The organism is Methanosarcina mangrovi (assembly GCF_052057765.1).
GTDB lineage: Archaea > Halobacteriota > Methanosarcinia > Methanosarcinales > Methanosarcinaceae > Methanosarcina.
In genome coordinates this window covers 1098172-1124426 of sequence record NZ_CP195120.1, presented here as the reverse complement: position 1 = coordinate 1124426, position 26255 = coordinate 1098172, and the positions used below count along the sequence as shown (strand labels likewise).

Here is a 26255-nt window from a genome sequence, read left to right as displayed (position 1 = left end):
TTCAAAGAAAGTTCAAAAAATGAAACAATTTTTTGGATGAATTAATATGCAAAAGGTGGAATCGACTGTTTTCCATTTTTCATGCATTATATACATCTTTTCCATATCTTCAATTTTAAAACGAGTGTTTTATCCTAAAATTATTTCGCGTTAACTATTCAGGACAAAACAAGTGTGTAAATCCTATCCCGATTATAGAACCAAACTTAATTTTAAGACACGCTCTAAGAGGCTGTCTTAAAATTAAATAATCCTTTTCTCTTGGTTTTTCTTCGATGTCAAAACGATCTATAAGGCTTCCTTATCCCAGTGATTTATCCAACAGAGAATGGAAAATAATTAATCCTTATTTTCCTGATCTCAAAACAAATCGAGGTAGAAAACGTGTTCATTCTTATCGAGAAATATTGAATGCTATCTTCTATTTGTTACGTTCTGGTTGTGCTTGGCGAATGCTACCTCACGAATTTCCACCCTGGAAAACTGTTTACCATTACTTTCGTCTTTGGCGTATTTATGGAATTTGGGAACATATCAATACTGTTCTGAGAATAGAACTGAGAATTGCATATGGTAGAGAACCAGAGCCAAGTGCTGCAATTTTAGATAGCCAATCTGTTAAAACCACAGAAACTCCAGGAGTCCGTGGGTATGATGCTGGCAAGAAAGTGAAAGGGAGAAAGCGTCACATTCTGGTAGATACAATAGGGTTACTGTTGATGGTTGTGGTTCATACAGCAGATATCCAGGATCGAGATGGTGCTAGACTTGTTCTGGAACAAGTTAATGGAGCATTCCCTCGATTACAGCTTATTTGGGCTGACGCTGGTTATTCAGGTAAACTGATTGAGTGGGTCAAGATAACATGTGGATGGGTACTAGAAATAGTTAAGCGTAGAGATAATATCAAAGAATTTCAAGTACTTCCACATAGATGGATAGTAGAGCGGACGTTTGGATGGCTAGGTAGATATCGAAGGTTAAGTAAAGACTACGAAGGATTAACAGAATCAAGTCAAGCATTGATATATGCGGCTATGATCAGAATAATGATTAAAAGAATCGCTAATATCAAGAATTAAAGAGAAGGAGAATAATTTTAAGACACGCTCTAAGATTATTATCTTTTTTCGCTTGTTTTCGAATTAGCGCAGCAAGAAAATTTCTCAACCGATGATCAATAAAAAGATTTATACTAAAATATTAATATATACCTTTACAAAACATCCGTTTTTGTACTAAACTTGTGAAGAGGCGAAAAAGTAAAGAAATTCACGCGTTCGATTCACCGGTATGAAGGGGGTAAAAGATGACTGTAATTCTGATCAATCCGTTTGATGTTCCCAAGGGTAAGGAAGACGAAGCACTGGCATTTTGGGATAGGGCAGCTGATTACATGAGGAAGCAGCCAGGCTTTATCTCGACTCGGTTGCATAGAACGGTTGTCCCGTGGGCTCGTTTTTACCTCATCAATGTTGCGGAGTGGGAATCAATAACACATTTCGAGGCTGCCATCAATAGTGAAGAGTTCAAGAAGCTCACTGAGCCTTACATGGAGGTATTTCCACACTATCCGGGTCTGTATGAGATAGTGAGAAACTAACCGAAAAAATTGATACTACGCGATTATATCCGTTTAAATCCGTTTAAATCCATTGTTCAAGATCCTTAACATTCAGGTTTTAACTTAAAATATAACCTTCCTTAACTATCTTTTCTCAACTATGCAACTCATCTATTCCTTATTTTCTTAGGTTTGGCATACACGCTCCCATAATCCATTAAGTCCCCAAACACAGAAATAATGGTAAACAATTTTCCAATGCGGAAATTCGTGGGGTACCATCCGTCATGAACAACCGGAACGTAATAAATAGAAGATGGCATTCAAAATTTCTCGATAAGAATGAATGTGTTTTCGAGCCTCTTAGCAAATTACTTTTTATCAAGAATTATTCTTGTATCGTGAATTACCGACATGTCTGGCAAAACAAGGCTTTTGCTTCTTTAACAAATATCTGATCTTAATGATTTAGTTTTAAAGCTCTAACAGGTTTGATCTACTTTAAAAATCTTTAATGTTTGAAAATAAAGATGATATAAAAGCAAATGCATTTTCCTTTTGCTCAATTAATGGAAATGGATTTTAAAGAAATTCAAAGGCAGAAAATGTATGTGAGTTTTTTGAAAAAATAGCGGAAGAAAATAGAGGAAAAATCATAGTACTTATACTGGATAATTCGAAAGCACATAAGGCAGAAAGAAAAAAATAATTAAAACTGATTTTGTCATCTGTTGGCATGTTATTAAGATATTATAGGCCTTTTCCTAACACTTTTATGAGAAGCAGGAAATTATAAATAGCTACCCTATTGGTTAATTTGCACCAATATTCTCGATCAAAATTTTTAGCTTATGATTTATTCCTTTTCATGAAAAGTCATTTTCATCACATCCAGCATATATGTATTAAGTCGGGACTTTACTTTTCATATTTGCACCCTATCTGTATTATAAAGAATGTCTTTTAACCAGTGGTCCAATTTGGATGCAGTCCTGAAAAGCCTTTAAAACTTCATCAGGATTGGAATAAAAACAAAAAGTTTTAATAAGATGTATTATGACCGGGATAAATCTTGTTCAAATTTTTTAAGAATGTATAGGATGACTATCTTTTCAGTCACACACTTACATATATATTTCTAAAAGTTTGGTCGTTTTTGGGAGAAAAGTTATATCTATGCCTTGCGTTTACGAAACCATGAAAAAAAAGTTTTCCAATAAAATCCTCGTTATTGGTTATGGATCAGTTTCGCAATGCACCCTCCCCCTTTTGCTGGATAAACTCGATGTTCCGCTGGAAAACATTACCCTGATTGATTTTGAAGACAAATCAAAGGCTCTGAAAAAGTATACTAATCAGGGATTAAAATTTGTCTGTGAAAAGATTTCCCCGAAAAATTTGGATCTAGTTTTGTCACAATACATGGAAGATGAAGGTTTGATCATTGATCTTTCATGGAATATCGATGCCAATGAGATCCTTACGTGGTGCCATAATCATAATGTACTGTACGTTAACACTTCGGTTGAAGTATGGAACCCTACAGAGGATTTTTTGACCAGGAGTCTATTGGAAAAATCGCTTTATTTAAGGCAAATGAGATTGCGTGAACTTTCCCGTGATTGGAAAGATTCCCCGACTGCTGTTGTTGACCATGGCGCAAATCCTGGCCTGATAACTCATTTTGTGAAGCAGGGCTTGCTGGATATTGCCGCCAGGACCTGTGAAGATAAGAAAGTCTCTCCCGAGGATGAACAGGAAATTACCCACCTTGCAGAAAACAGGGACTTTGCCCGCCTAGCTCAGAAACTGGGAGTCAGAGTGATCCATTGTAGCGAGCGGGATACTCAGGTCGCAAACCGGGCAAAGGAGGTCAATGAATTTGTAGGGACATGGAGCATTGAAGGCTTGAGGGAAGAAGGAACCGCTCCTGTTGAAATAGCCTGGGGAACGCATGAAAACAAATTTCCTCCTCTCGCGCATACACCTCCGTACGGACCGAAAAATGTGATTTTCTTGCCCCAGATGGGCATGAATACATGGGTCAGATCGTGGATACCGGATGAAGAAATCGTAGGTATGGTGATCCGTCACGGCGAATCGTATGGCCTTTCAAAACTGTTAACCGTTCGGGAAGATGGCGAGGCGGTCTACAGGCCTACCGTTCATTATGCTTATATGCCCTGTCATGATACCCTTTCTTCTCTTTTCGAATTGCGAGGCCGAAATTATAAGCTTCAACCCAAACTCAGGATAATGACAAATGAGATCGTTTCCGGCGAGGATATAATGGGGGCACTCTTGATGGGCCATTCCTATAATTCCTGGTGGACCGGAAGCGCATTGAGCATTGAAGAGACCAGGTCCCTTGCTCCAGGTCAGAATGCAACTACTCTTCAGGTAGCTGCAGGCGTTGTTGCTGCTGTACTCTGGATGCTTGATAATCCGCGAGAAGGCATTAAAACCCCTGAGGACCTGCCTCATGATTTTGTCCTGGATATTGCCAGACCGTACCTTGGAAAATTTATTTCCACACCGTCGGACTGGACACCGCTTAAAAATCGCAAAATATGTTTCAAAGAAAATCCGGCCGTGAATCACGATCCTGATCCGTGGCAATTAGAAAATTTCCTTTTCGTAGGTTGATTAAACTGCTGGATACCTGTAAGTCTCTATGGGAAGATTCAGAGTCTGGTTGCGCAGGAGTTCATGCGTTCGAATCGCATCCTTCGCATCCAGACTTTTTCATCCATTTGCTTGTGATTTCGAATCGACTTGAGTCAGATTATCCTTTTCTACTTTAAACTTGATAGTGAATTCTATACCCTGCGCCCGCTTAAGTTCGAGTTCTCCATCAAGCTGGTCAACAAGGATATTTACTAACTGCAGGCCGAGTGACTCGGCACTTTCTAGTTCCAAATCTTCAGGCAGTCCTTTTCCGTCATCAGAAATTGTTAGGCTGAAAAAGGATTTATGCGTGTCACAATTCCTTTCTTCTCTGTAGAGTTCGATTCGGATTTTCCCTTCTTTGTCTTCGGTAAATGCATGCTTGAGGGAATTCGAAACTAACTCATTAACAATTATTCCTAACGGAACAGCAGTATCCATATCAAGGAAAGTGTCTTCTTCCAGATCCATGCTCAGGCTGATATTTTTACTGCTGAGGTTGTAAGTCTTGAAAAGGTTTTCAGTTAACTTTTTAAGGTATGCCGAAAAGTCCAGTGTATCTGCGCCTTCTCCTTTATAGAGTTCCTCATGTATGAGGGACATTGAGATTACCCTGTTCTGACCTTCCCTGAAAGCCTCTATAACGTTTTCGTCCTCGAACTTCTCAGCCTGGAGATCCAGCAGAGAAGAGATTATCTGCAAATTGTTCTTAATTCTGTGATGAATCTCTTTTATCCGGACTTTGTCCATTCTTTCCAGAGCTTCTTCAGCCATTTTACGCTCAGTTATATCCTGTAGTGTTCCCCTCATCCGGACAGGATTGTTTCTCTCACCAAAAATAACTTCTCTTTCTGAATGGACTATGCGTTCTTCTCCGTCAGGCCTGACTATCCTATAATCAGTAGCATGGACTTTTCCATTAAAAGCTTCCATAGTTGAGTTATATACATAGTCCCTATCGTCCGGATGTACATAACTTAAAAATTTATAATAAGTTATGCCTTCTTGAGGGTTATGCCCAAAAATACGGTACATCTCCTCAGACCAGTGTAATTCACCAATTACAAGATCATTATCCCAATTTCCAATATGGGCCATTCGTTGAGCGTCAGCAAGACCTTTTTCGCTTTCTTTTAAAGAGATATAAGCCTCTTCAAGTTCGGCTGTACGTTCTTTAACTTTTTCTTCTAAAGTTTCATGTGCTTTTTTAAGGGCTTCTTCTGCCTGCTTGCGCTTAGTGATATCGATTTGCACGCCGTTCCAGATTATCCGGCTGTCGGGCATCTGGCGTGGACGGGAGTGCAATCGCATCCACTTCACCTGGCCGTCGGGAAGCTGCATAGGTAGTTCCATATCAAAATCCGAAAATTCTCTGGCACTACATGCCTCGGCTTTGATGAGCTGCTCAAGATACTCCGGAGGAACTTGCCTGTACAGCGTGTCGGGATCACGCAGCACGTCCTGGACGTTTACGCCATTAAGCCTCTCGATGCCTGTGCTGAAGTACAGGAACCGGGAACTGCCGTCGGGCTCATGGACATACTGATAGATTGCACTGTCCGGTAAGTTGTCGCCCAGGAGGCGCAGTCGCTCTTCGCTTTCCCGCAGAGCCTCCTCAACCTGTTTGTATTTTGTCGTCTCACGTAGTGAGAAGACCAGACCCTCAACGTCTCCGCAGGAATCCTTGACTGGTGCCAAACTCCAGTCCCAATAGGTCACTCCGCGTTCCGGCTGATCCTGGAAGACAAACGGCTTGTCTTTATAGAAAACTCCTTTGCCGGTGTCTCTAACTGTCCGAAAGATCGCCTCGTTTTCTGCGTTAGGATACAGGGCAAAATGATTCTTGCCGACCATCTCCTCCGGCTTCAACTTGCACGTCTCGGCATAGGCCGGGTTGACCCATACAAAATTGAATTGCGGATCGAGAAGAACCAGCATAACGTCAGTAGTCTGTATGACACTCTCCAGCAAGCTTCGCTCACGGCTAAGCGCCTTTTCTACCTTCATTCGCTCTTTTTCTTCCCTTTTTCTCTGCAGTACCTGCATCACTGCCGGTGCGATAGCTTCGAGATCCTCCAGTTGCTCGCAGCTGTAGCCGTTTTCACGGTTTGCAACCGCAATCAAGCCCACCGCTTTCCCGTTCTGGACAAGGGGTACTCCAAGAAATGACATTAGCGGTGGATGACCAGGTGGCAAGCCAATACTTTCCGGGTGTGACTGTGGATCATTGGTAAAGAAGCTTTTCTTGTTGACAATGACACTGCCGTACAAGCCATGGACAACAAAATCTCTCGGGGGACGCCGATGCCCTGTCTTGTCGTACATAATGCACTGTTCCCATCCCATATCACTGATAGCTATATCGTGTAATAGCCCGTCAACGCCTATTTCATCAACAAACCCGAATTGGCTGCTGGTCAATTTCAGGGCGACAGATAGACATGCATTTCCCAGCTCTTCTTCTGTTTTTGCCTGTACTACATTGCTGAAGATAAGGTTGATTCCTTCAAGGATGCGATTGTATCTGAGCATCCTGTGTTCTTCTTGTTTGCGTTCGGTGATATCATCAAACAGGGTGTATACCTGGAAGGGCTTGTCTTCTCCGGGCAGGAAAATGGGCACGGCATTGATGTTGATCCAGCGATAGCAGTTCTCCCGAGGATTGTAAACTCCCATCACCACATCCTGCACCTTCTGCCCTGTTCGCAGGGATACCATAGCCGGATGCTCGAGTCCCGGGAACGGAGAACCATCTTCACGGATAGTAAGGTGTTCTTCACCCACAGAAGAACTGCCCAGGAACTCAGCTGGAGTTTTGCCAAGAATTCTCTCAGCTGCGGGATTCATGGAGATTATCCTACCGCTGGCATCCTGGTAGACCACACCTTGAAGCATGGTCTCATGTAAAAGTCGATAATGTTGTTCTGACTTGAGAAGAGCCTCTTCTGCCTGCTTACGCTCTGTAATGTCGCTAAAGATCGCAATGAAACGGTTACCTCCTATCGGGCTTGCAAATACTTCAAACCATTTTTCAAGAGAAGAATTATATTCTTCGAAGTGCATTTCCATACCTGTGCGAACAACCTCTCCATAGCGATCTATCCATGTCTGCTCAAAGATAGGGAGTAGCTCTTTGAAACCCCGACCGATAACCTGTTCTCTTCTGAGACCTGAATGCTCCTCATACGCGAAATTAACATCAAGAATTATATTGTCGATGGGCTGACCTTTTTCATTAAAGACGATCTCACCAATCTGTACTGCCTGTTCAATCAGATTAAAGAGCTCTTTGTATTTCTCTTTGCTCTCCAGAGGCTTTTCTTCAAGTTCTTTCTGACCACTTATATCGAATGCAGAAATGTTTACGCATTCTTGTTGAAGTAAGGGGTGAAAAACAACCAGATATACACTTTTTCCCACTTCGACTTCGATTTTTTCCGGGCTATTCCGAGAAATTACCCTTCGCACAATATCCCCGATTCTCGAAGGCAGTTTTTCTCCTATTTCGACACTCCACTCATTTAATAAGAACTTCCCTGCCTTATTGGAGTTAAGAATAGTACCATTCTTTTCAACACTGAGCACAGGATTCTGGTTTATTGCTGGAGAGTGCTCTATTTTAGCTTTCATTTTTCCCCTCAGGCCCCTTTTACCTTTTTTAAAAACAATACGCCTACTTTCAATGAGCATATATTGCTAAAAAATTATTCTTAACTGCTAAGCGTTACTCTTTATAAATTCTGTAATATAATAGGGCGTCATTGAATAATTAAATCATTTATTATAAAATTATCTTAATAATGCTATTTCTTCTGTTTGCGTTATCAAATTTGGTCTTTCTTCACTTATATTGCTGGATGTGATGCCTGATTATTTTTTTCTGCTACTGTAAACTTGATAGTGATCTCAGTCCCATTTTCTTTTTTCACTTCAAGTTCCCCATCTAACTGGTCAACGAGAGAAGTTACAAGCTGAAGCCCCAGACTGGCGAGGTCTTCAATATCAAGGTTTTCAGGAATGCCTATGCCATCATCTGAAACTGTCAAAACGAAATCAGCGCTCTTACAGCCATTGCTTTTGCATTCTCCTTTTTCTTCTCTACGGAGTTTGATTCGGATTTCTCCTTTATCCCTGCCAGGAAATGCATGTTTGAGAGAGTTGGAAACCAGTTCGTTGATTATTATCCCTAATGGAATAGCAGCATCCATATCTAAAAAAAGGTTCTCTTCCAGATCGAGATTTAGGTTAACATCGGTTTCAAGTCTGTATGTTATGAGTAGATTATCAGCTAATTCCTTTATATACTGCGAAAAGTTAAGCACATCGATATTTTCACCTTTGTACAATTCCTCATGTATAAGAGCAATAGAAAGAACCCGGTCCATGCTTACAGTGAAAGCGTTCAGCACTTCTGAATCTCTGATATTACTTCTGCCTTTAAACATCTCAGCCTGCAGGTCCAGAAGAGAAGAGATTATCTGGAGGTTATTCTTAATTCTATGATGGATTTCCTTTTTACGGGCAATTTCGAACTTCCTGAGAGCTTCTTCAGCTTCTTTTCGCCTGGTGATGTCAGTGTGAAGGTTCAGAGTTCCAAAAAACTTTCCATCCTTATCAAAAAGAGATTTGGAATTTATATGCGTCCAGATAGGGTAGCCATCTTTACGTATAAATTTAATTTCAAAGCTCTCATTGACGTTTTTCCACCCTTTTTCTAACATTTGTTTGATAATAACCTTACTTTCATCACTGAGAAAGTCCCACATCGATCTGCCAATGAGTTCTTCTGAACTGTAACCAAACATATCTTCAATTTTCTTATTGACGAAAGTAATTCTTTCATCAGCATCAATTATGCTTATGCCTTCATTTGCTGTCTCTACGATATTGCGGTACTTTTCTTCGCTTTCACGAAGTTTTTCTTCTATTTTTTTTCTTTCTGTTATATCTCTGGAAATGAAGGAGACAGCAATCATCTTTCCATAGGAATCAAAAACCGGAGAAAGAGTTATCGAAACGTATATTGTCATACCATCCTTTCTTAACCGTAAGGTCTCATAATGCTGGACCTTTTTCCCATGTTTGATCTCTTCAATTAGTTTTATGGTTTCTTTATCCAAATGAGGTGGAGCTAAGATTGATACAGGCTTTCCCAGAACTTCTTCTGCCGAATAACCATAAACATGCTCCGCTTCTTGATTCCAGCTTGTAATGCTGCCGTTCAGGGACATAGTTCCAATAGCATCGTGTGATGATTCCACAATATTTGCCAGGATCTTGAGTTGTTCTTCTACCCTTTTTACCTCAGTGATGTCCTGGACTGTTCCTTTCATTTGAATAGGGATATTTTCCTCATAAAAAACAATCTCAACTTCCGTATGGACTATGCGTTCTTCTCCGTTAGCTAAAATTATTCTATAGTCACCTGCAACAGATTCTCTATTTAAACTCTTTTTTATGGCATTATTCACACGGTCCCGGTCATCGGGATGTACATAATTTAGAAATTCGTCGTAAGTTGCGCCTGGTTCTTGAGGGGAACGTCCAAAAATGCGATATAGCTCGTCAGACCAGCATACTTCGCCAGTTACAAGATTCCAGTCCCAATTTCCAATATGAGCCAATCTTTGAGCTTCAGTAAGGCTACTTTCACTTTCCTTTAACGAAGTGTAAGATTTCTCAAGCTCTGCGGTACGTTCTTTAACTGTTTCTTCTAAACTGTCGTATGCCTCTTTCAAGGCTTCTTCTGCTTTTTTACGTTCGATTACCTGTGCAATGAAAAAAGCTATTGAACTGAGAAAGTAAGTGTCGTCTGATGTAAACTTCCTTTTTTTCCTGGAATGAACCCCAAGTACTCCATATGTTTTTCCAGTGCTTCCGATTATAACACTTACTCCGCTATTAACTTCGTGCATTCTCAGTATTTCTGGTTTCCTAAAGCGGCTTTCCTCTTCAAAATCTTCCACGACCACAGGCGCCCTCGAAAGCAAGGTGTACCCTGCCTGCGACTCCTTTTCCCCTTCAACAATAGCTTTTCCTACAAGTCCATGTTTCCATCCGAACCCAGCCCTTAACAGGAAATTTCCGTCGGGCATAAATTCCAAAATTTTACAGTATTCCACTTCAAGTATACTTGCAATCAGCTTTACACTCTCATCTAGAAAGTTTTGTAGGTTCTCGTATTCAAGAGCGTTTTTTCCCATCTTGTAGAGAATGTCGCTCTGTTTTTCCTTGATACGGAGCCTTTCTTCAAGCTCTTTCTGGTCAGTTATATCGAACCCGTAAATGTTTACATGTTTTTCTTCAGTTAAGGGATGAAACGTGACCAAGTATACTTTTTTCTCTGTTTTTACTTCCGTTTTTTCAGGTCTGTTTAGGGAAATTACCCTTTGCACAAGATCTCCGAAAGTTGAAGGTAGTTTTCCTCCTATTCCCACGCCCCACTCATGCAATAAAGGCTCACCGGCCCTATTTGAGTAAAGAACAGTACCATCCTTTCCAACACTCAGAACAGGATTAGGGTTATTTGTCGGAAATTGCTCCACTTTTGTGTTCATGTTCCCCTTAGGCTCTCTCTTAGGCGGCAATATGCCTAACCTTTATTCTTTTATATTGCTGGATTTGATGCCTGATTATTTTTTTCTGTTACTGCAAACTTGATAGTAAATTCAGTCCCGTTGCCCCTTGTAAGTTCAAGTTCGCCATCTAACTGATCTACAAGGGTATTTATCAGCTGTATGCCAAGACTATCAATATTTTCAATATTGAGATTTTCAGGAATGCCTATACCATTGTCTGAAACAATCAGAATAAAACTGGTAGCCTTATCATCTTCCTTTTTGCGCTTTCCATTTTTTTCTCTACATAGTTTAATCAGGATTTCCCCCCTGTCTTTGCCGGAAAATGCATGTTTGAGGGAGTTGGAAACGAGCTCATTGACAATTATTCCTAAAGGAACACCAGAATCCATATTAAGAAACACATTTTCTTCCATATCCATGCGCAGGCAGATATTTTTACTAGTAAGGCTGTAAGTCCGGAAAAGGTTTTCAGCTAACTCTCTGATGTACGTCGAAAAGTCTAGCGTATCGTTTCCTTTTCCCTTATAAAGTTCTTCGTGGATGAGAGCCATAGATATAACCCGGTTCTGGCTTTCCCTGAAAGCCTCAATAACTCTCGGGTTATCGAACTTATCAGCCTGAAGGTCAAGCAAAGAAGAAATTACCTGCAGATTATTCTTAATTCTGTGATGGATTTCCTTTTTACGGGCAGTTTCGATATTTGCCAGGGCTTCTTCTGCTTCCTTACGCTCTGTAATATCCTGAATTATTCCTTTCGCTCGGATGGGAATATTATTCGGATTAAAAGTAACTTCGCTTTCCGCATGGACTGTGCGCTCTTCTCCGCTGACTGTAATAATCCTGTAATCAATGCCAAAGGGATTTTCGTTTAAAGCTTTCTTGATAGCGTTATCCACAAAATCTCGATCATCGGGATGGACATAACCTAAAAAATCGTTGTAAGTTGTAGATAATTGTTGAGGATTTAGCCCAAAAATACGATACAGTCCCTGAGACCAGTATGTTTCACCGGTTACAATATCCCAGCTCCAATTTCCGATATGAGCCATTTTTTGAGCTTCAGCAAGTCCTTCTTCGCTTTCTTTCAACGAACTGTAAGCTTTTTCAAGCTGGGTTGTTCTTTCCTCAACTAGTTTTTCTAAATTGCCATGTACTTTTTTTAGATCTTCTTCTGCTTTTTTTCGTTCAGTAATATCACGTGCAGCAGCAAAAACCCCAATAACCTCGCCATTCTCGTCTCTATAAACTGAAGCATTGTATAAAACAGGAGTTATATGCCCATCTTTATGTCGAATCTCCAGAGGATAATTCCTAACTTCGCCATCCGTGAATACCTGCTGATAGCCTGCACGGGCTTTCTCAGGCTCAGTAAAGTAATCTGAAAAATCAGTCCCAACCAAATCATTTCTGGAATATCCAGTAACCTGTTCTGTAGCGCCATTCACATCCGTGATCTTACCATTACGCCCGATAGTTACTAAAGGATCCAAACCGGCTTCAATCAGACTGCGATTATAAAGATTTGACAATCTGATGGCTTCTTCTGCCTTTTTATTATCAGTAATATCCCTGGCAATAGTAGAGATAGCCACAAGTTTTCCAGAAGCGTCAAAAACCGGAGAAAGAGTGATTGAAATATTTATTATTGTTCCATCCTTTTTCATCCTCAAAGTTTCGTAGTGCCGAACCCTTTCTCCCTGCCTGATCTTTTCAATTAAATGCTTTGTTTCTCCTTTAGTATTGTCCGGTTCAAGTGTGGATATGTTTTTTCCCAGAACTTCTTCAGCCAGATATCCATAAACTTTCTCTGCCCCTTTGTTCCAACTAGCAATAATACCATCAAGAGACTTGGTTATAATTGCATCATTAGATGACTCCACAGCATTCGCCAGTATCTGAATTTTCTCCTCTGCCTTTTTAACGGCAGCAATATCACGTGCAGCAGCAAAGACCCCTATAACCTTGCCATTTTCATCTCTATAAACTGAAGCATTGTATAAAACTGGAGTTACATGCCCATCTTTATGTTGGATTTCGAGTGAATAGTCGCGCACCAACCCTTCCTTGAACGCACGTTGATAACCTTCTCTGGCTTTTTCAGGCTCGGTGAAATAGTCTGAAAAGTCAGCGCCTATAAGCTCGTCTCTGGAAAGGCCGGTAATTGTTTCAGTGGAGTTATTGACATCAGTTATTTTTCCGTCTGGCCCAATGGTTACCAAAGGATCAAGGCTGGCTTCGATAAGGCTGCGATTATAAAGATTTGATAATCTTATAGCTTCCTCAGCCTTCTCGCGTTCGGTAATATCAATGAATGCCGAAACAGATCCGCGCGGGTTGCCCTGCTCGTCAAGCAGGGGTCTGGCGTTGCCCAGTACGTGTCGAATCTCACCATCAGCAGATACAATATCCAGTTCGCAGTTGTTTACCTCTCTACCTGCAGCTGCCATCTGCGACGGCATATTTTCAGGAGGGATCTCCCTTCCGTCCTTGAATAACTCAAACATTTCGGGCCTCTCTCCTTCAGGAGCAGACTTGGAAAAGTTTGTACCCACGGGAACCCGTAGCCATTCATAGGAGAGACGGTTACCGGTTAGCTGAAGCGCCCGGGGATCGTGTGCTATAAACACGGCAACAGGCACGGCATCCAATACTGCTGTTAGTTCCTCCGAGCGAGCTCGCTCACGTTTCTCGCTTCCCTGCAGTGCATCTACCACGGCATCATGCTCCGCCAGCGATTGAGATAGCTTGATATTGCTGTAGCTTAGCTGTGAGATCATATTAGCAAAAGTCATGAAGAAAGCCATGCTTGTATCCACAGCTTCCCTGCTTAGCCGGGGAACTTTTTCAAGCGCTGCTATATATTCCTCTTCATTGAAGCCGTATTTTCTGGCCTGGGCCCGAAAAAGCTCGTAGTCAAGAGGCTCATTATTAAAAAGGAATTGTCCTGAGAAGACGTTGCCTATGTATTGCCCTTCCACAATAATGGGAGTCACTACGTCCCACATATTGTTCTTGCACTTGTACAGCTTATATCCTCCGGGAACAGCGCCAGCAGTTAGATTTATGTCGCTTTCTACGCAGTACTTGCAGGTTTCAGGATTAACCCTGTGGAATCTGGTACAAATTTCCTGCCATCCAGCACTTACCAGAATATTGCCGTTAAGATCAAGCAGAGCTATGGGGATATGAGCAAGCCTATAAAAATCATTCATAAGGGACTGAACCGCCTTAGCATTAATAATATTGGCAAGTTCCAGGTTCGCCTTTTCCTGAGTTTCACTTTCCCTAAGGTTTCCCTCAGGCTCTTTCCGATCAGTTATATCGAATCCGTAAATGTTTGTGCATTCTTGTTCGGGCAGGGGATGAAAAATGATCAGGTATATTCTTTTCCCCACTTTGAGTTCTATTTTTTCAATCCCTTCCCGGGAAATTGCCCTTTGAACAAAAATTTCGATGTGCGGAGGCAATTTTTCTCCTGTCTTCAGGCCCCACTCATGCAATAAAGGCTCACTAGCCTCATTTGAGTAAAGAACTGTGCCATCCTTTCCAACATTGAACAAAGGATTCGAGTTTATTGCCGGGAATTGATCCATTTTGGCTGTCATTATTCCCTTGGTCTCCCTCTCTTAGGCGACAAAATACCTACAACCTTCAATGATTATCGAGCAAATTATTATTTTAATTTTTATACTCCCTATATAATAAAAGATCATTTGCATTTGGTTGTTGATAACCTTAAGGTATATGCTAGTGCCACTTGCCCTGGTTTGCATTATTATATTTGAACTTCTTTCTTTCAGATTGCCACAACAACTTATAACCCAAATATAATTTTGAGTTTATAAAATATACTGTTGGAGTCATCAATTGCGAGCTCCGTATTTATAAAATGTAGTCAAGTTTGATAATAAAAAAAATGGAGAATGAGTTAAATGGATACGTATGTTTTTCAGAGTCCAGTTTCATAGGAATTCATGCGTTCGAATTTCACCCGTCGCATCCAGAATCTTTTTTCATTTATGTTTCTTCGCATTTCATGTTTTGTGCAAACTTAGTAATTTCTGCGTAAGCTTCGGAATCCATGTACCTGTTACTGGCTATTATACCAAACAGACCCGTCCTGGCAGATCCAGACCTGCCGGATCCTGACTTGCAAAAATTGAGCAGATGCCGCATTAATGTGTTGACCAGGCAGCAGCATTAACCTCCTTAAAAATTGGCTCCTCAATAGAAATTCAGGAGTGTTATCAACAACAGACACCCCAGGATGACAGGCCAGTACAGCAACTTAACATACAGGTTGTCCTTTGCAGTAATAAAACGGATATTCATACCGGATCCGAAAACTATCGAATTCAAGGACACAGCCAGGATTGCCAGATACATTATAAAGTAGAAATATTCAAGGTAGATTATATCGTGCATGGAGGCTCTGGTCCTCAGGGAAGCGTGAGCAACGATAAGAACAAAAAAGAGGGAGGAACAGTAACTCAGTACTCCGGAAGAACTGAAACTGAAAAGGGTTTTCTTCTCATCCCGGGTCGTCATCGTGAGCACTGCAAACAAAAGGATGGATATCACCATTACGGACAAAAGGTTGGAAACAAAGGGGTCCTTAAAGTTCCTTTTGATTTCGACATTGAAGTAGAGTTCGGATACATTGGAGTGTGAAAAATTACCTGCTCCGAAATCGGTGTTATAGGAATTTACCCTGTAACTGAAAAAAGTTTTTTGCGGTTCCCAGCCTTCAAGCACAAGAGAACGTTCCAGACCGGGAAGGTTTTCCGGCATCAGGCTGTCATAGGAATCGAAGTCCGGGATCAGGATGTTTCCTTCAGAAGCGTTGCCCCAGAACCTGATCCATACATATTCTCTATCAAAAGGGTATCTGGAATAGTCGAACTGCTGGCGCAGAGTAGTCTTAAAATGCCAGCCTACAACACCTTCATTCTCGTTCACATAGGCTTTTTCGATCGTGACCTCTTTTGATTCAGGAAAACTAAAGCCCGGAGAAGCCTTATCAGCGCTCGGCTCGGAGAGGTTTTGCCAGACATATCCGGTCAAAATGATATCATTGGAGCTCGAAAACTCCATAGTCTCGAGAAAAACCCCTGTCGGAACCCTGGGAGTTTCCGGGTCGGTACCGGAGTGCTGCAGCACGGTTTCAACATCAACCATATCAAAAACAACAAGGTCCCCGTTCCCGCAGGGAGGGGAAGAATAATTTAAAGCGAAGTACCAGATGAAACCCATTCCCATGACGCAGAGAAATGAGAAAATAAATGCGAGGATCCAGAGCCCGCCAAGGTCATGCCTGTAAAGGGAGATAAAAAGCAGGGACAGGGAAAAAGAAAAAGCAAACGCTGCGAGCATGATCAGGATAACGGCACGGTTTTTCTCCGTCTTTTTTTCCATCAGAGTTTCTTCCAGAGGAAGAACAATTCCCAGAGTCCAGTCTGTAGAAGGTATACTTTCGTGAAATACCCAGAAAGATTGTCCTGTACGAGAATTTGTTACTCTGTACCCTCCATCTGTCACATTCTGACTTATGAGGTCAAAATCGGAGTATTCTTTTGCCAGTTCACTAATATTTCCGCACAGATACTTCTGGAAAGGACAGGAAATGACCACTCCTTTCCCGGAGAGAATGAAACCGTAACCCGTGTTTCCCAGATCAAGATCCCCTACCTCCGCTCTTATCCCTTCAAGGGAATGGCTCACACCCACTATTCCTGCAATTTCGTCCCTGTTTCCGGATTCTGCAAGATAAAAAGGAACCGAGTAATCGATCAGATATTTCCTGTCTGCAGTCCCGAAATAGGGAGAGTTCCATAAACCAGACCCTTTTTTAAGGGGATTGTTGTACCATGCCGTATTTTCACTGTCACTGGTGTAGTTGTACTGAATCGGAGAGTAATCTTTGACATAAGAACCGTCCCTTTTGAAATGAAACGAATGAAGCTGCCCTGCATTGACAGACGGGGAATATGCAACGACTATACTGAAAATGCCGGGATTGTTTTCCATTTCAGAAAGAAGGCGAGCCTTGATCATGGAATCATTTTTCAGTTTTCCGGAACTAAGATCCGTTGAAATCTCTTCGGCAATGAGGCGGGTAGAATCAAGCTCTTCCACAATCTTTTTCAGAGCAAAATGGGCCTGTTTATGTGCATCTTCCTCTGCCTCTTCCAGAATAATTTCATTCGTCTTGCTACTTTTGTATTCGTATACGGTCTGTATCAGCAGCAAAAAACTGAGCAAACAGAGTAGTAATGCAATACAAACTGCCCGTCTTCTACACCTATTCGATGAAGCCATTTCCATCTCTCAAGTAACAATTGAAATATCCATCCCACACAGGTAAATGTAAAAACTTGACCAGAAAATTCAGGATAATTCCGGTAAAACAATATAATTAAATTTCATATGTAAAAAAGTTTTTGTCAAAACCGGATAATATCGGAATAGAATTAAGCAAATAGAATAAGTGATTAAAAAAATCATTGTTGGAACTATTTTACTTCATACATCTCCTTCTCTAATCTGATGCTTGTATACATGTCTCTTTTTTCAGAATTTGGGATCGTCAAAACCTGCATGTTGTACGAAAACATTTGTTTGAATGATTTCAGCAAAGAGTAGTAAATTATTTATAATATTAAATAGGAAATAGGTTACCGTATTCCTACTAATAAATAGTGAGGAACTATAAATCGGGATAGGAGAAGTAAAAGATGGAAAACACAAGCGAGGAAAAGTCTTCAAAGCCATTTTTACATGGTTTTCTGGCAATGTTATGATTCGGACCCGTAATGAAGTGAAATATTCTGTTCAACTGCGAAAGTACTATGAAAGAATTTCGAACATCATAACTCTAAACGGAGGGATAAAATGGAATACGAACTTGAAGAGGTTGAGAGGGATTACATAGAATTCAGAAAAGAAATAGGTGAGGAATAACACAGACAAGTGAACAACGGCACAGTTAAAGATAGAAAATCAAAAATCGCTCACTTAAAAGCAGAATGATAAAAATGACATACTTAAAATGGTATTCAAAAATAAAGTATTAAAATGGCGCCCAAAAAAAGAATATAGATCGTGTCCGTGAGTTATTGAGCAAATCTCAAAACGGCCACATTATCTATGTTCTAATAATTCATAAAGTAAGCCTTCATTTACTATTTTCAGTTACTGATTACACGACCAGAAGATGATCGTGCCTTTGCTGAATTGTACTCATTTTGCAGTGGCTATTCAATACCTTGTTCATCGTCTTTCTATTGTACGAATAGCTTTATTCACCTTAAACGATTTTTTTACCCGTTACCACAGAAGAGGCACTTTCAGAAAAAGAGTTCGGGTCATTCATGGTGTAGAGATGGTGGTAACGGGATAATGTTTTTGGTACAAACATACTAAGATCGCCTCCTATATATATTTAATCCAAATATCTATATATTGTAACAATATTCCCATATATGCACACATAATATATGAAGGCTAAAGAGATATCATTTAGACCTTCCAAAGTTGCGGCTTTGAAATGTAATACAAAATCCGGGAATTGGCTCCAGAGAGCAGACAAAACCGTTCGAAAGTAAAAGAAAAAGAAAAAATATGATACACCACTCAGCCAACTTCTTACCCTTTTGCTTCATGGTCAAGACATGCCGTCCCATATTTAATTAATAAGCACCATCTTGACAGGGACCATAAGCATAAGACAATAAGCATATATCCTCTGGAAAAAACGTGATCACCATATGCGATACTATGTAAAGGACAATACCCTTGTCATTGAGGGCGATTTCGAAGCCGTAAGCACGGGCTTAAACGGCGGCCGAGCACAGGTAAACTATTTTTTCAACAAACAGGTTCCAAGAACCTTCAACCCTCCTGACCCGCAGGGGTTCGTAAAAGAAGAGGCTTTGAAACTGGGCTTTGATGCAGCCTACTTCGGCCTTCTGACAGCTGTCAAAATGGAGTACCTCCAGGTCATTGAAGACGATTATCTAACCGTTTTCATAACCGCCGGCGTAAGCAACGGCTCGGAATTCAGGGCAAAAATAGGAACCATAAACATAATATTAATCTCAAAAACAAGACTATCAGAAACAGCTCTCCTTGGAGCGATTATCACAGCTACCGAAGCTAAAGGGCTTGCACTTCTTGAAAAAGGCTACACTTTCCTGGGCACCAATACGGATGCTGTGATTGTTGCCTATGAGAAAGACTCAAAACCTGACCCGCAAAATAAGGAAAAGCAGGAAATACCTTATGCAGGCTCGAGTACGGAGTTTGGAAAAAAGATTACTGAAGCTGTTATGAGAGGAGTAAAGGCAGGACTTGAGCTGAGAGGAGAATAAGCCATAAAACTCTTTTTGCAGCGTCCGATATGAATCAAGCTAATTTTTCACCACTCAGGTCTTCTCTAAGACACTTAGCGACGCACCCTTTTCGAATCTGAAACGGCAGGCGGGGATAAAAAGAACAGAAAATTAAAAAATAGTCTCTTCGTGTTCAAAAATATCAGGATATAATGAACAATTACGAAAAATATCAGGGTATGAAATTAAAGAATTCTTAAAAACATATCAAAAATTCACAAAAACAACAGTAACACAATTCAAAATCAGTTTTAAAATTGAAAGTAATATAGGGTGAATTTGGCAGCGATCCAGAGTTCCCGAAGGCTCGCACACTTCAGTACAGTAAGGAACGCGGGCAGGCTTATCTGCTGTGTTCGGGATGGGTACAGGAGTTGCCCTGCCGCTATGGCCGCCAAACTCGACCTATAAATGGGATATGGGAAAAGTCATGTATAGATGTGCTGCATACCGGATTTCGCCTGGACCTGAATTAAGTGAAAGGAACGAATGGTTAGTTAACGCGGACTGAACACCTCGTTGCCTTGGTGCTTACATCCCGTTTCTATCAAACCGGTCTTTTACCGGAATCCTTAAAGAGGTCTCTTTTTAGGTCAGATTTCGAGCTTAGATGCATTCAGCTCTTATTCCTTAGCGCGTAGCTGCCCGGCGATGCCCTGTCGGACAACCGGTACACCAGTGGCGCCGCTGCTTGGTTCCTCTCGTACTAAAAGCAGCTTACCCGCAGACCTCTGGCACCTCTAGTAGATAGTAACCGACCTGTCTCACGACGGTCTAAACCCAGCTCACGATCTCCTTTAATAGGCGAACAACCTCACCCTTGGCCGCTGCTGCACGGCCAGGATGGAAAGAACCGACATCGAGGTAGCAAGCTGCCGGGTCGATATGTACTCTTGCCGGCAACGACTCAATTATCCCCGGGGTAACTTTTCTGTCATTTTTGGCCCCCACCAAGGAGGCTCAAAAGTTCGCTAGAGCCGACTTTCGTCTCGTCATCCACTGCTGTGCTGAATAACGTCAGGCTGACTTATGCTCTTGCACTCTTCAGCGAGTTTCCGACCCGCTTGAGTCAACCATTGCGCGCCCTTGATATCTTTTCAAGGGCGTCCCGCCCCAGGCAAACTGCCCACCTATCGGGGTCCTCTTCTCAGAGTTAGGGTCGTAGTCCCGGAAGGGTAGTGTCCCAATTGCGACTCCACGAATGCTGGCGCACCCGCTTCGACGTCTCCTACCTACACTGTACATCCAGAACCACAACCCAACGACAGGCTGCAGTAAAGCTCCACGGGGTCTTCACTTCCCCCTAGAGGTCTCTAGACTGTGCACTAGAATGTAAGCTTCACCGGACTCCAGTTAGGGACAGTAGGGCTCTCATTGATCCATTCATGCAAGTCGCCAATTAAGCGACAAGGTACTACGCTACCTTAAGAGGGTCATAGTTACCCCCGCTGTTTACAGGCCCTTCTTCCCGTTGAACCGGGGTTTCAGGTACCTGCACTGAGCAGGATTCAGAGATTGTACTAGCCCTTACGGGTTTGCAATCTCCTATGTTGGTATTAGACAGTTAGAGCCCCCTGGTCACTGCGACCTGCTGTCTACACAGCAGGCACTCCTTATCCCGAAGTTACGGAGCTAATTTGCCGAATTCCCTTAACTGAATTACTCCGACACGCCTTAGCCTTTTCAGCTAGGGGCACCTGTGTCAGTTCTCGGTACGGACATTTAGCTGTCCTTTTCACGGGTCCCTGGGTGCAGCCGACTTTAGCCATAACAGATTCGCCCGATTCTCGCCATTACGGCTCTCCACGGGATTCGCTGCTTAGACGGCGCGACGACGCCGCTCGGCCTGCCCTGAGACGTCAGACTAAACGCTAAATGGTACAGGAATATTAACCTGTTTCCCTTTCGGCGTACTCGAATTACGGTACGTCTTAGGACCGACTAACCCTCGGCTGACGATCATTGCCGAGGAAACCTGGCCCCTTCGGCGGCAGGGATTCTCACCCTGCTTTGCTGCTACTATTACCAGGATTTTCGTTTGTGAACGGTCCACAGGACTTTACAGCCCTGCTTCTGCCCGAACACAACGCCTTCCTACGAGATTACCTTGCGGTACTCCGTGGTATCGGTGGTCGACTTGAGCCCCGTCAATTTTCGGGGCCCCAAACCTCGACTGGTGAGCTGTTACGCACTCTTTGAAGGGTAGCTGCTTCTAAGCTAACCTTCCAGCTGTCTTGGGCTTGGGACGCCCTTTAGCGTTTACACTTAGTCGACACTTGGGGACCTTAACCACGGGCTGGGTTGTCTCCCTTACGGACTACAAGCTTACCCCAGCAGTCCGGACTCCGACTTTCTCAGATGACGGTGGGTTTGGAGTTTGACAAGCGGGCGAGGGGTTTCCCCCCCGGAACCGCCAATCAGTGCTCTACTCCACCGACGGTCTCCAGTCAGGTCATGCTGCGACATGTTTCGGAAGGAACCAGCGGATGCCGGGTTAGATTAGCATTTCACTACGAGACGCAGGTCACACGAATGATTTGCAGATCAACACCGCTTGCGGTCCTCCACGTAGCTTTCGCCACGCTTCAACCTGCCCACGCCTAGATCACCCGGCTTCGGGTCGTACCCCGGTGACTCCACGCACTTGTATACGTCGTGCCTCGCCCAAAGGCTGCGCACATGTTGCTTTCGCTTCGGCTGCCCAAGTAAAAGGTTAGCCATTGCCACCAAGATACACTCCCTGGCCCGTTCTTCAAAACGTAAGATACGACACTGGCAGTGACATTCGTACAACATCCTCGCGAATGATTCCTTCATGTCAAAGATCCTTTCATGCCGTATCGTTCCATCACTATCAGGTTTCAGGCACTTTGCACCTCCCTTCTCGGGGTACTTTTCAGCGTTCGGTCACCCTACTATTTCGCTATCGGTCTCAAGGAGTATTTAGTTTTGGAGGTTGGTGCCCCCCAGATTCCCGCACGATATCCGACGCACGGTACTCAGGGACATGTTCCGGTCTTTTGGCGTACATCTAAGTGACTGTCACACTCTATGGTCTGCCGTTCCAGGCAAGTTCGATTTTGCCGCCAGACGTTTGAACAGCCCTACAACACCACATGTCCCCGAAGGGATTCGGTTTGAACTGTGCCGGTTTCACTCGCCGTTACTTACGGCATCTCAATTGATTTCTTTTCCCGCTCCTACTGAGATGTTTCAATTCGGAGCGTTCCCGATCATGACTGATCACTAGGGAGAGGTCCCATTCGGAAATCCCGGGTTCATTGGCTCCATGCACCTACCCCGGGCTTATCGCAGCTTGGCACGTCCTTCATCAGCTCTTGAGCCGAGCCATCCACCTGATAGCATAATTCCTAATTACCTAACCAGGTCCAGTAAGCGTCCAGTATACAGCACCTATACACGACTTCATATGCCTGCGGTTCCGCGCAGGCTATCCATCCTTCCCCGAAAAACTACTTTCCGGGTGCACAAAAATGGACTTGCTGGGACTCGAACCCAGGGCCTCTGCCTTGCAAAGGCAGCGATCTTCCAGCTGATCTACAAGCCCGAGAGAGACGAGAGATCCACAAAGGATCTCAGGTTTGAGGATTTGTTCGGTTTATCGGCATCTGGGTGATAGTGCTTTTCGGCTTAGGAGGTGATCCAGCCGCAGATTCCCCTACGGCTACCTTGTTACGACTTAACCCCCCTTGCAAAATTCAGGTTCGAACACGGCACTGAGTCCGTGCCCTCACCCATACCTCACTCGGGTGGTTTGACGGGCGGTGTGTGCAAGGAGCAGGGACGTATTCACCGCGCTATATTGAAACGCGATTACTACGGATTCCAGCTTCACGAGGGCGAGTTACAGCCCTCGATCCGAACTACGGATGGGTTTGTGAGATTACCAGCCCCTTTCGGGGTAGGGACCCATTGTCCCATTCATTGTAGCCCGCGTGTAGCCCGGGAAATTCGGGGCATACTGACCTACCGTGGCCCGCACCTTCCTCCGATTTAACACCGGCGGTCCCCACAGAGTACCCATCATCCCGGAGGACATGCTGGTAACAGTGGGCACGGGTCTCGCTCGTTGCCTGACTTAACAGGATGCTTCACAGTACGAACTGGCGACGGCCATGCACCTCCTCTCAGCGATTCAGGCAAGGTCTTCAGCCTGGCCTACATATTGCTGTCGTCCCCGGTGAGTTGTCCGGCGTTGAGTCCAATTAAACCGCAGGCTCCACCCGTTGTTGTGCTCCCCCGCCAATTCCTTTAAGTTTCAGCCTTGCGGCCGTACTTCCCAGGTGGCTCGCTTCACGGCTTCCCTGCGGCACCAGACACGGTCGCGCCATGCCTGACACCTAGCGAGCATCGTTTACGGCTGGGACTACCCGGGTATCTAATCCGGTTCGTGCCCCCAGCTTTCGTCCCTCACCGTCGAACCCGTTCTGGTAAGACGCCTTCGCCACAGGTGGTCCCACAGGGATTACAAGATTTCACTCCTACCCCTGTAGTACCTCTTACCTCTCCCGGTTCCAAGCCTGGCAGTATCCCCCGAAAGCCTAATAGTTGAGCTATCAGATTTCCCGGAGGACTGACCAAACCGGCTACGGACCCTTTAGACCCAATAATCACGATCACCACTCGGGCCGCCGGTGTTACCGCGGCGGCTGGCACCGGTCTTGCCCGGCCCTTGCTAACAGGTGTATTTTACACACCCGGACAGCCAGCATATGATGCTGGCACTCGGTGTCCCCTTATCACGGTTTCCCGCATTGTAAAGTTTTCGCGCCTGCTGCGCCCCGTAGGGCCTGGATTCATGTCTCAGAATCCATCTCCGGGCTCTTGCTCTCACAACCCGTACCCGTTGTCGGCTAGTAGGTACATTACACCCACTACTACCTGATAGGCCGCAGACCCATCCTTGGGCAGACGAATCCGTTTTACGCATAAAGCATTCCAGCACATATGCGTTATCCGGTATTATCCCCAGTTTCCCGGGGTTATCCCGAACCCAAGGGCAGGTTATCCACGTGTTACTGAGCAGTACGCCATGTTCACGAAGAACATATGACTCGCATGGCTTAGGCGAACACCGATAGCAGTAACCTCTGGCAGGATCAACCAGAATTGTTAATGTATCGCACACTTCAAAATTAAAGGTCTTGGTCGCAGAAACTTGCACTAACAACTATCAATTCAGTTAGTTCATTTCGCGATAGATATTGTAGAAAACATCAATCACCCAGAATTAACCGAACCGACAAATCCTCGTCAGACAGGAAATAACTCCTGGCTCCATTAAAAGATGAAAGAGAGTTTGTAATTCAACCCACACAATTACTTTGTATGAGGGATACATACAAGACATTTCTTGTATATAAAGATTTGTATTTCACATCTTTAAGCAAATTATTACAGAGATCCGAAACAAAAGACTACTTCTGCTTGAATCAGGTAAAGATTTTGCCATTTAGATCCTTTGAGATCTAAACAGATGCACTCGCTCACACATTCGCTTTGTGTGAGGGATACATACAAGACATTTCTTGTATATAAAGCTTTTTATAGAAGCATTTTATTCCATACGGACGTTTTGCAAAAGAAATTTTTGCTGTAAATCCGCATGAACGCTGCCGCCTGACCACTTAAGATCAGGGGATCATCTAGATGCAGTACTTAAATAAATACATTTCGGTATATTCGTCCGGGAAGGTCAGATGAAATGATTATCCTAAAAAAAATACCAATTGCACTAAATCGAGATTAGTAGCAAATAATTAGTAAAAGGATGTACAAATTATGACTAAAAAATTCAATATTATCATGATAAACATACATATATGAGATATTTTCAGCACATAATAGATTATTTTTGCTACAAAATTGTATCCGAAATTACAATTCTTCAGGAAAAATCCAGGTTCTTGCAGTAAAAGAAGAGTACGAAAACGAGAGAGGAAACATGAATTTCAGGTGGAGAACATATATAGAACCTTTAGCTGGCTCAGTGAATTTTATATATAGCGAATTCCAATTAAATTAAGGGGAGTTAGAAGTCCCTTTAAGAAATTGGGAAGAAATTGGGAATTTACATCCAGTTAGACCTTGAATGGTTGCTTGTGTCTAAAAATGGATAAAGATAGGGCATTAAAATCTTATTAAGGTCTTGTTAGCGGAGATTTTATTTTCGACTCGGCTTTGGCCCTCTAAAAATAGGTAGAAATTCCTGCAAACGACGAGGGATATTTGCTCCTCAAATGCTAAAATGGAGGTTAAATATTTGATAGATATAGACCCCAGTGGTATTCTGGTTCGTTACAACGTTCAAATGGAAAAGGAAATGACACCGGAAGAGGCCGCAGAAGAGCTTTATCCAAAAGACTCTTTAATAAATCCGGTTGCAAAAGCCATCTTCGAGGGAGAAGAAGATGACGTTGTAGAAGGGCTGCAGAAGGCTATCGACTCTGGAAAAGACCCGATTGCCCTCATCAATGATGCCTTAATGGTAGGGATGGGCGTAGTCTCCAAGCTTTACGATGATGGAGTTATTTTCCTGCCAAACGTCATGATGTCTGCTGACGCCATGCTGGAAGGTATCGAATTCCTTAAGCAAAAAGCCGGGAAAGCTCCAGAAGTCAAGGGCAAAGTCGTCTGCCATGTAGCAGAAGGTGACGTCCACGACATAGGCAAGAACATTGTGGTTGCACTGCTAAGAGCAAACGGATATGATGTAATTGATCTCGGAAGGGATGTTCCTGTCGACGAAGTTATAGACGCCGTTGAAAAGGAGAGCCCGTTGATGCTGACAGGTACAGCCCTCATGACCACAACCATGTATGCCTTCAAGGAGATCAATGACAAGCTAATGGAGAAAGGTTACAGGATTCCCTTTGCTTGCGGTGGCGGAGCCGTAAACCAGGATTTCGTATCCCAGTATGAGCTCGGCGTGTATGGTGAAGAAGCATCGGATGCCCCGAAGATGGCTGATTTCGTCAAGGCCCATGGGGACAATATTGTGAAACTGAGGGAGAAATTCCATAAACACTGAGG

General features: G+C 43.2%; 9 protein-coding genes, 1 tRNA gene, 3 rRNA genes and 2 pseudogenes. 6 read left to right on the top strand and 9 right to left on the bottom strand.

Annotation, left to right across the window (positions count from 1 at the left end):
- The first annotated feature begins 275 nt into the window (after positions 1-275).
- Both ACSAZL_RS05210 and ACSAZL_RS05205 read left to right on the top strand, forming a co-directional pair.
- Positions 276-1082, top strand: a complete 807-nt coding sequence (locus tag ACSAZL_RS05210) for an IS5 family transposase (protein ID WP_440945022.1) — start codon at positions 276-278, stop codon at positions 1080-1082.
- 227 nt (positions 1083-1309) lie between these two features.
- Positions 1310-1603 (top strand): antibiotic biosynthesis monooxygenase family protein, encoded by a 294-nt coding sequence (locus ACSAZL_RS05205; protein ID WP_440947663.1) that lies wholly within the window; start codon positions 1310-1312, stop codon positions 1601-1603.
- 159 nt (positions 1604-1762) lie between these two features.
- Here ACSAZL_RS05205 and ACSAZL_RS05200 read toward each other — a convergent pair.
- Positions 1763-1921: pseudogene (locus tag ACSAZL_RS05200) on the bottom strand (transposase); the annotation flags it as partial.
- 148 nt (positions 1922-2069) lie between these two features.
- Here ACSAZL_RS05200 and ACSAZL_RS05195 point away from each other — a divergent pair.
- Both ACSAZL_RS05195 and ACSAZL_RS05190 read left to right on the top strand, forming a co-directional pair.
- A pseudogene (locus ACSAZL_RS05195) lies at positions 2070-2252 on the top strand (IS630-like element ISMba10 family transposase); the annotation flags it as partial.
- Between the two features lie 509 nt (positions 2253-2761).
- Positions 2762-4210, top strand: coding sequence for a saccharopine dehydrogenase C-terminal domain-containing protein (locus tag ACSAZL_RS05190; RefSeq protein WP_440947662.1), 1449 nt, complete (start codon positions 2762-2764; stop codon positions 4208-4210).
- A gap of 99 nt (positions 4211-4309) precedes the next feature.
- Here ACSAZL_RS05190 and ACSAZL_RS05185 read toward each other — a convergent pair whose 3' ends face one another.
- The 4 genes from ACSAZL_RS05185 to ACSAZL_RS05170 all read right to left on the bottom strand — a co-directional run bounded on the left by ACSAZL_RS05185 (position 4310) and on the right by ACSAZL_RS05170 (position 17061).
- Positions 4310-7861, bottom strand: a complete 3552-nt coding sequence (locus tag ACSAZL_RS05185; RefSeq protein ID WP_440947661.1) for a PAS domain S-box protein — start codon at positions 7859-7861, stop codon at positions 4310-4312.
- Positions 7862-8076: 215 nt separating this feature from the next.
- Positions 8077-10788, bottom strand: coding sequence for a PAS domain S-box protein (locus ACSAZL_RS05180; RefSeq protein WP_440947660.1), 2712 nt, complete (start codon positions 10786-10788; stop codon positions 8077-8079).
- Between the two features lie 50 nt (positions 10789-10838).
- Positions 10839-14417, bottom strand: coding sequence for a PAS domain S-box protein (locus ACSAZL_RS05175; RefSeq protein WP_440947659.1), 3579 nt, complete (start codon positions 14415-14417; stop codon positions 10839-10841).
- 619 nt (positions 14418-15036) lie between these two features.
- Complete coding sequence (locus tag ACSAZL_RS05170) at positions 15037-17061, bottom strand: cache domain-containing protein (RefSeq protein ID WP_440947658.1); 2025 nt, start codon at positions 17059-17061, stop codon at positions 15037-15039.
- 1517 nt (positions 17062-18578) lie between these two features.
- On the opposite strand from ACSAZL_RS05170, the gene ACSAZL_RS05165 reads away from it, so the two are divergent.
- Positions 18579-19181, top strand: coding sequence for an adenosylcobinamide amidohydrolase (locus ACSAZL_RS05165; RefSeq protein WP_440947657.1), 603 nt, complete (start codon positions 18579-18581; stop codon positions 19179-19181).
- Positions 19182-19479: 298 nt separating this feature from the next.
- Here the strand turns inward: ACSAZL_RS05165 and rrf are convergent.
- From rrf to ACSAZL_RS05145, 4 genes are all read right to left on the bottom strand, one after another.
- Positions 19480-19601: ribosomal RNA gene (gene rrf, locus ACSAZL_RS05160) — 5S ribosomal RNA — on the bottom strand.
- 74 nt (positions 19602-19675) lie between these two features.
- Positions 19676-22579, bottom strand: a 23S ribosomal RNA gene (locus ACSAZL_RS05155).
- A 118-nt stretch (positions 22580-22697) separates the two neighbouring features.
- A tRNA-Ala gene (locus ACSAZL_RS05150) sits at positions 22698-22770 on the bottom strand.
- An 85-nt stretch (positions 22771-22855) separates the two neighbouring features.
- A 16S ribosomal RNA gene (locus tag ACSAZL_RS05145) occupies positions 22856-24333 on the bottom strand.
- The 16S, 23S and 5S rRNA genes sit together here with 1 tRNA gene alongside, the layout of an rRNA operon.
- A 1137-nt stretch (positions 24334-25470) precedes the next feature.
- Between ACSAZL_RS05145 and mtaC the strand changes: the two genes are divergently transcribed.
- Entirely contained in the window at positions 25471-26253 is a 783-nt protein-coding gene (gene mtaC, locus ACSAZL_RS05140; RefSeq protein ID WP_440947656.1) for a methanol--corrinoid protein MtaC, read from the top strand.
- Positions 26254-26255 lie beyond the last annotated feature (2 nt).

Excerpts from the sequence above, each read along its gene's own strand:
- ACSAZL_RS05210 (WP_440945022.1), top strand. The coding sequence starts at position 276 with ATGTCAAAACGATCTATAAGGCTTCCTTATCCCAGTGATTTATCCAAC.
- ACSAZL_RS05205 (WP_440947663.1), top strand. The coding sequence starts at position 1,310 with ATGACTGTAATTCTGATCAATCCGTTTGATGTTCCCAAGGGTAAGGAA.
- ACSAZL_RS05190 (WP_440947662.1), top strand. The coding sequence starts at position 2,762 with ATGAAAAAAAAGTTTTCCAATAAAATCCTCGTTATTGGTTATGGATCA.
- ACSAZL_RS05185 (WP_440947661.1), bottom strand. The coding sequence starts at position 7,861 with ATGAAAGCTAAAATAGAGCACTCTCCAGCAATAAACCAGAATCCTGTG.
- ACSAZL_RS05180 (WP_440947660.1), bottom strand. The coding sequence starts at position 10,788 with ATGAACACAAAAGTGGAGCAATTTCCGACAAATAACCCTAATCCTGTT.
- ACSAZL_RS05175 (WP_440947659.1), bottom strand. The coding sequence starts at position 14,417 with ATGACAGCCAAAATGGATCAATTCCCGGCAATAAACTCGAATCCTTTG.
- ACSAZL_RS05165 (WP_440947657.1), top strand. The coding sequence starts at position 18,579 with ATGCGATACTATGTAAAGGACAATACCCTTGTCATTGAGGGCGATTTC.
- mtaC (WP_440947656.1), top strand. The coding sequence starts at position 25,471 with ATGGAGGTTAAATATTTGATAGATATAGACCCCAGTGGTATTCTGGTT.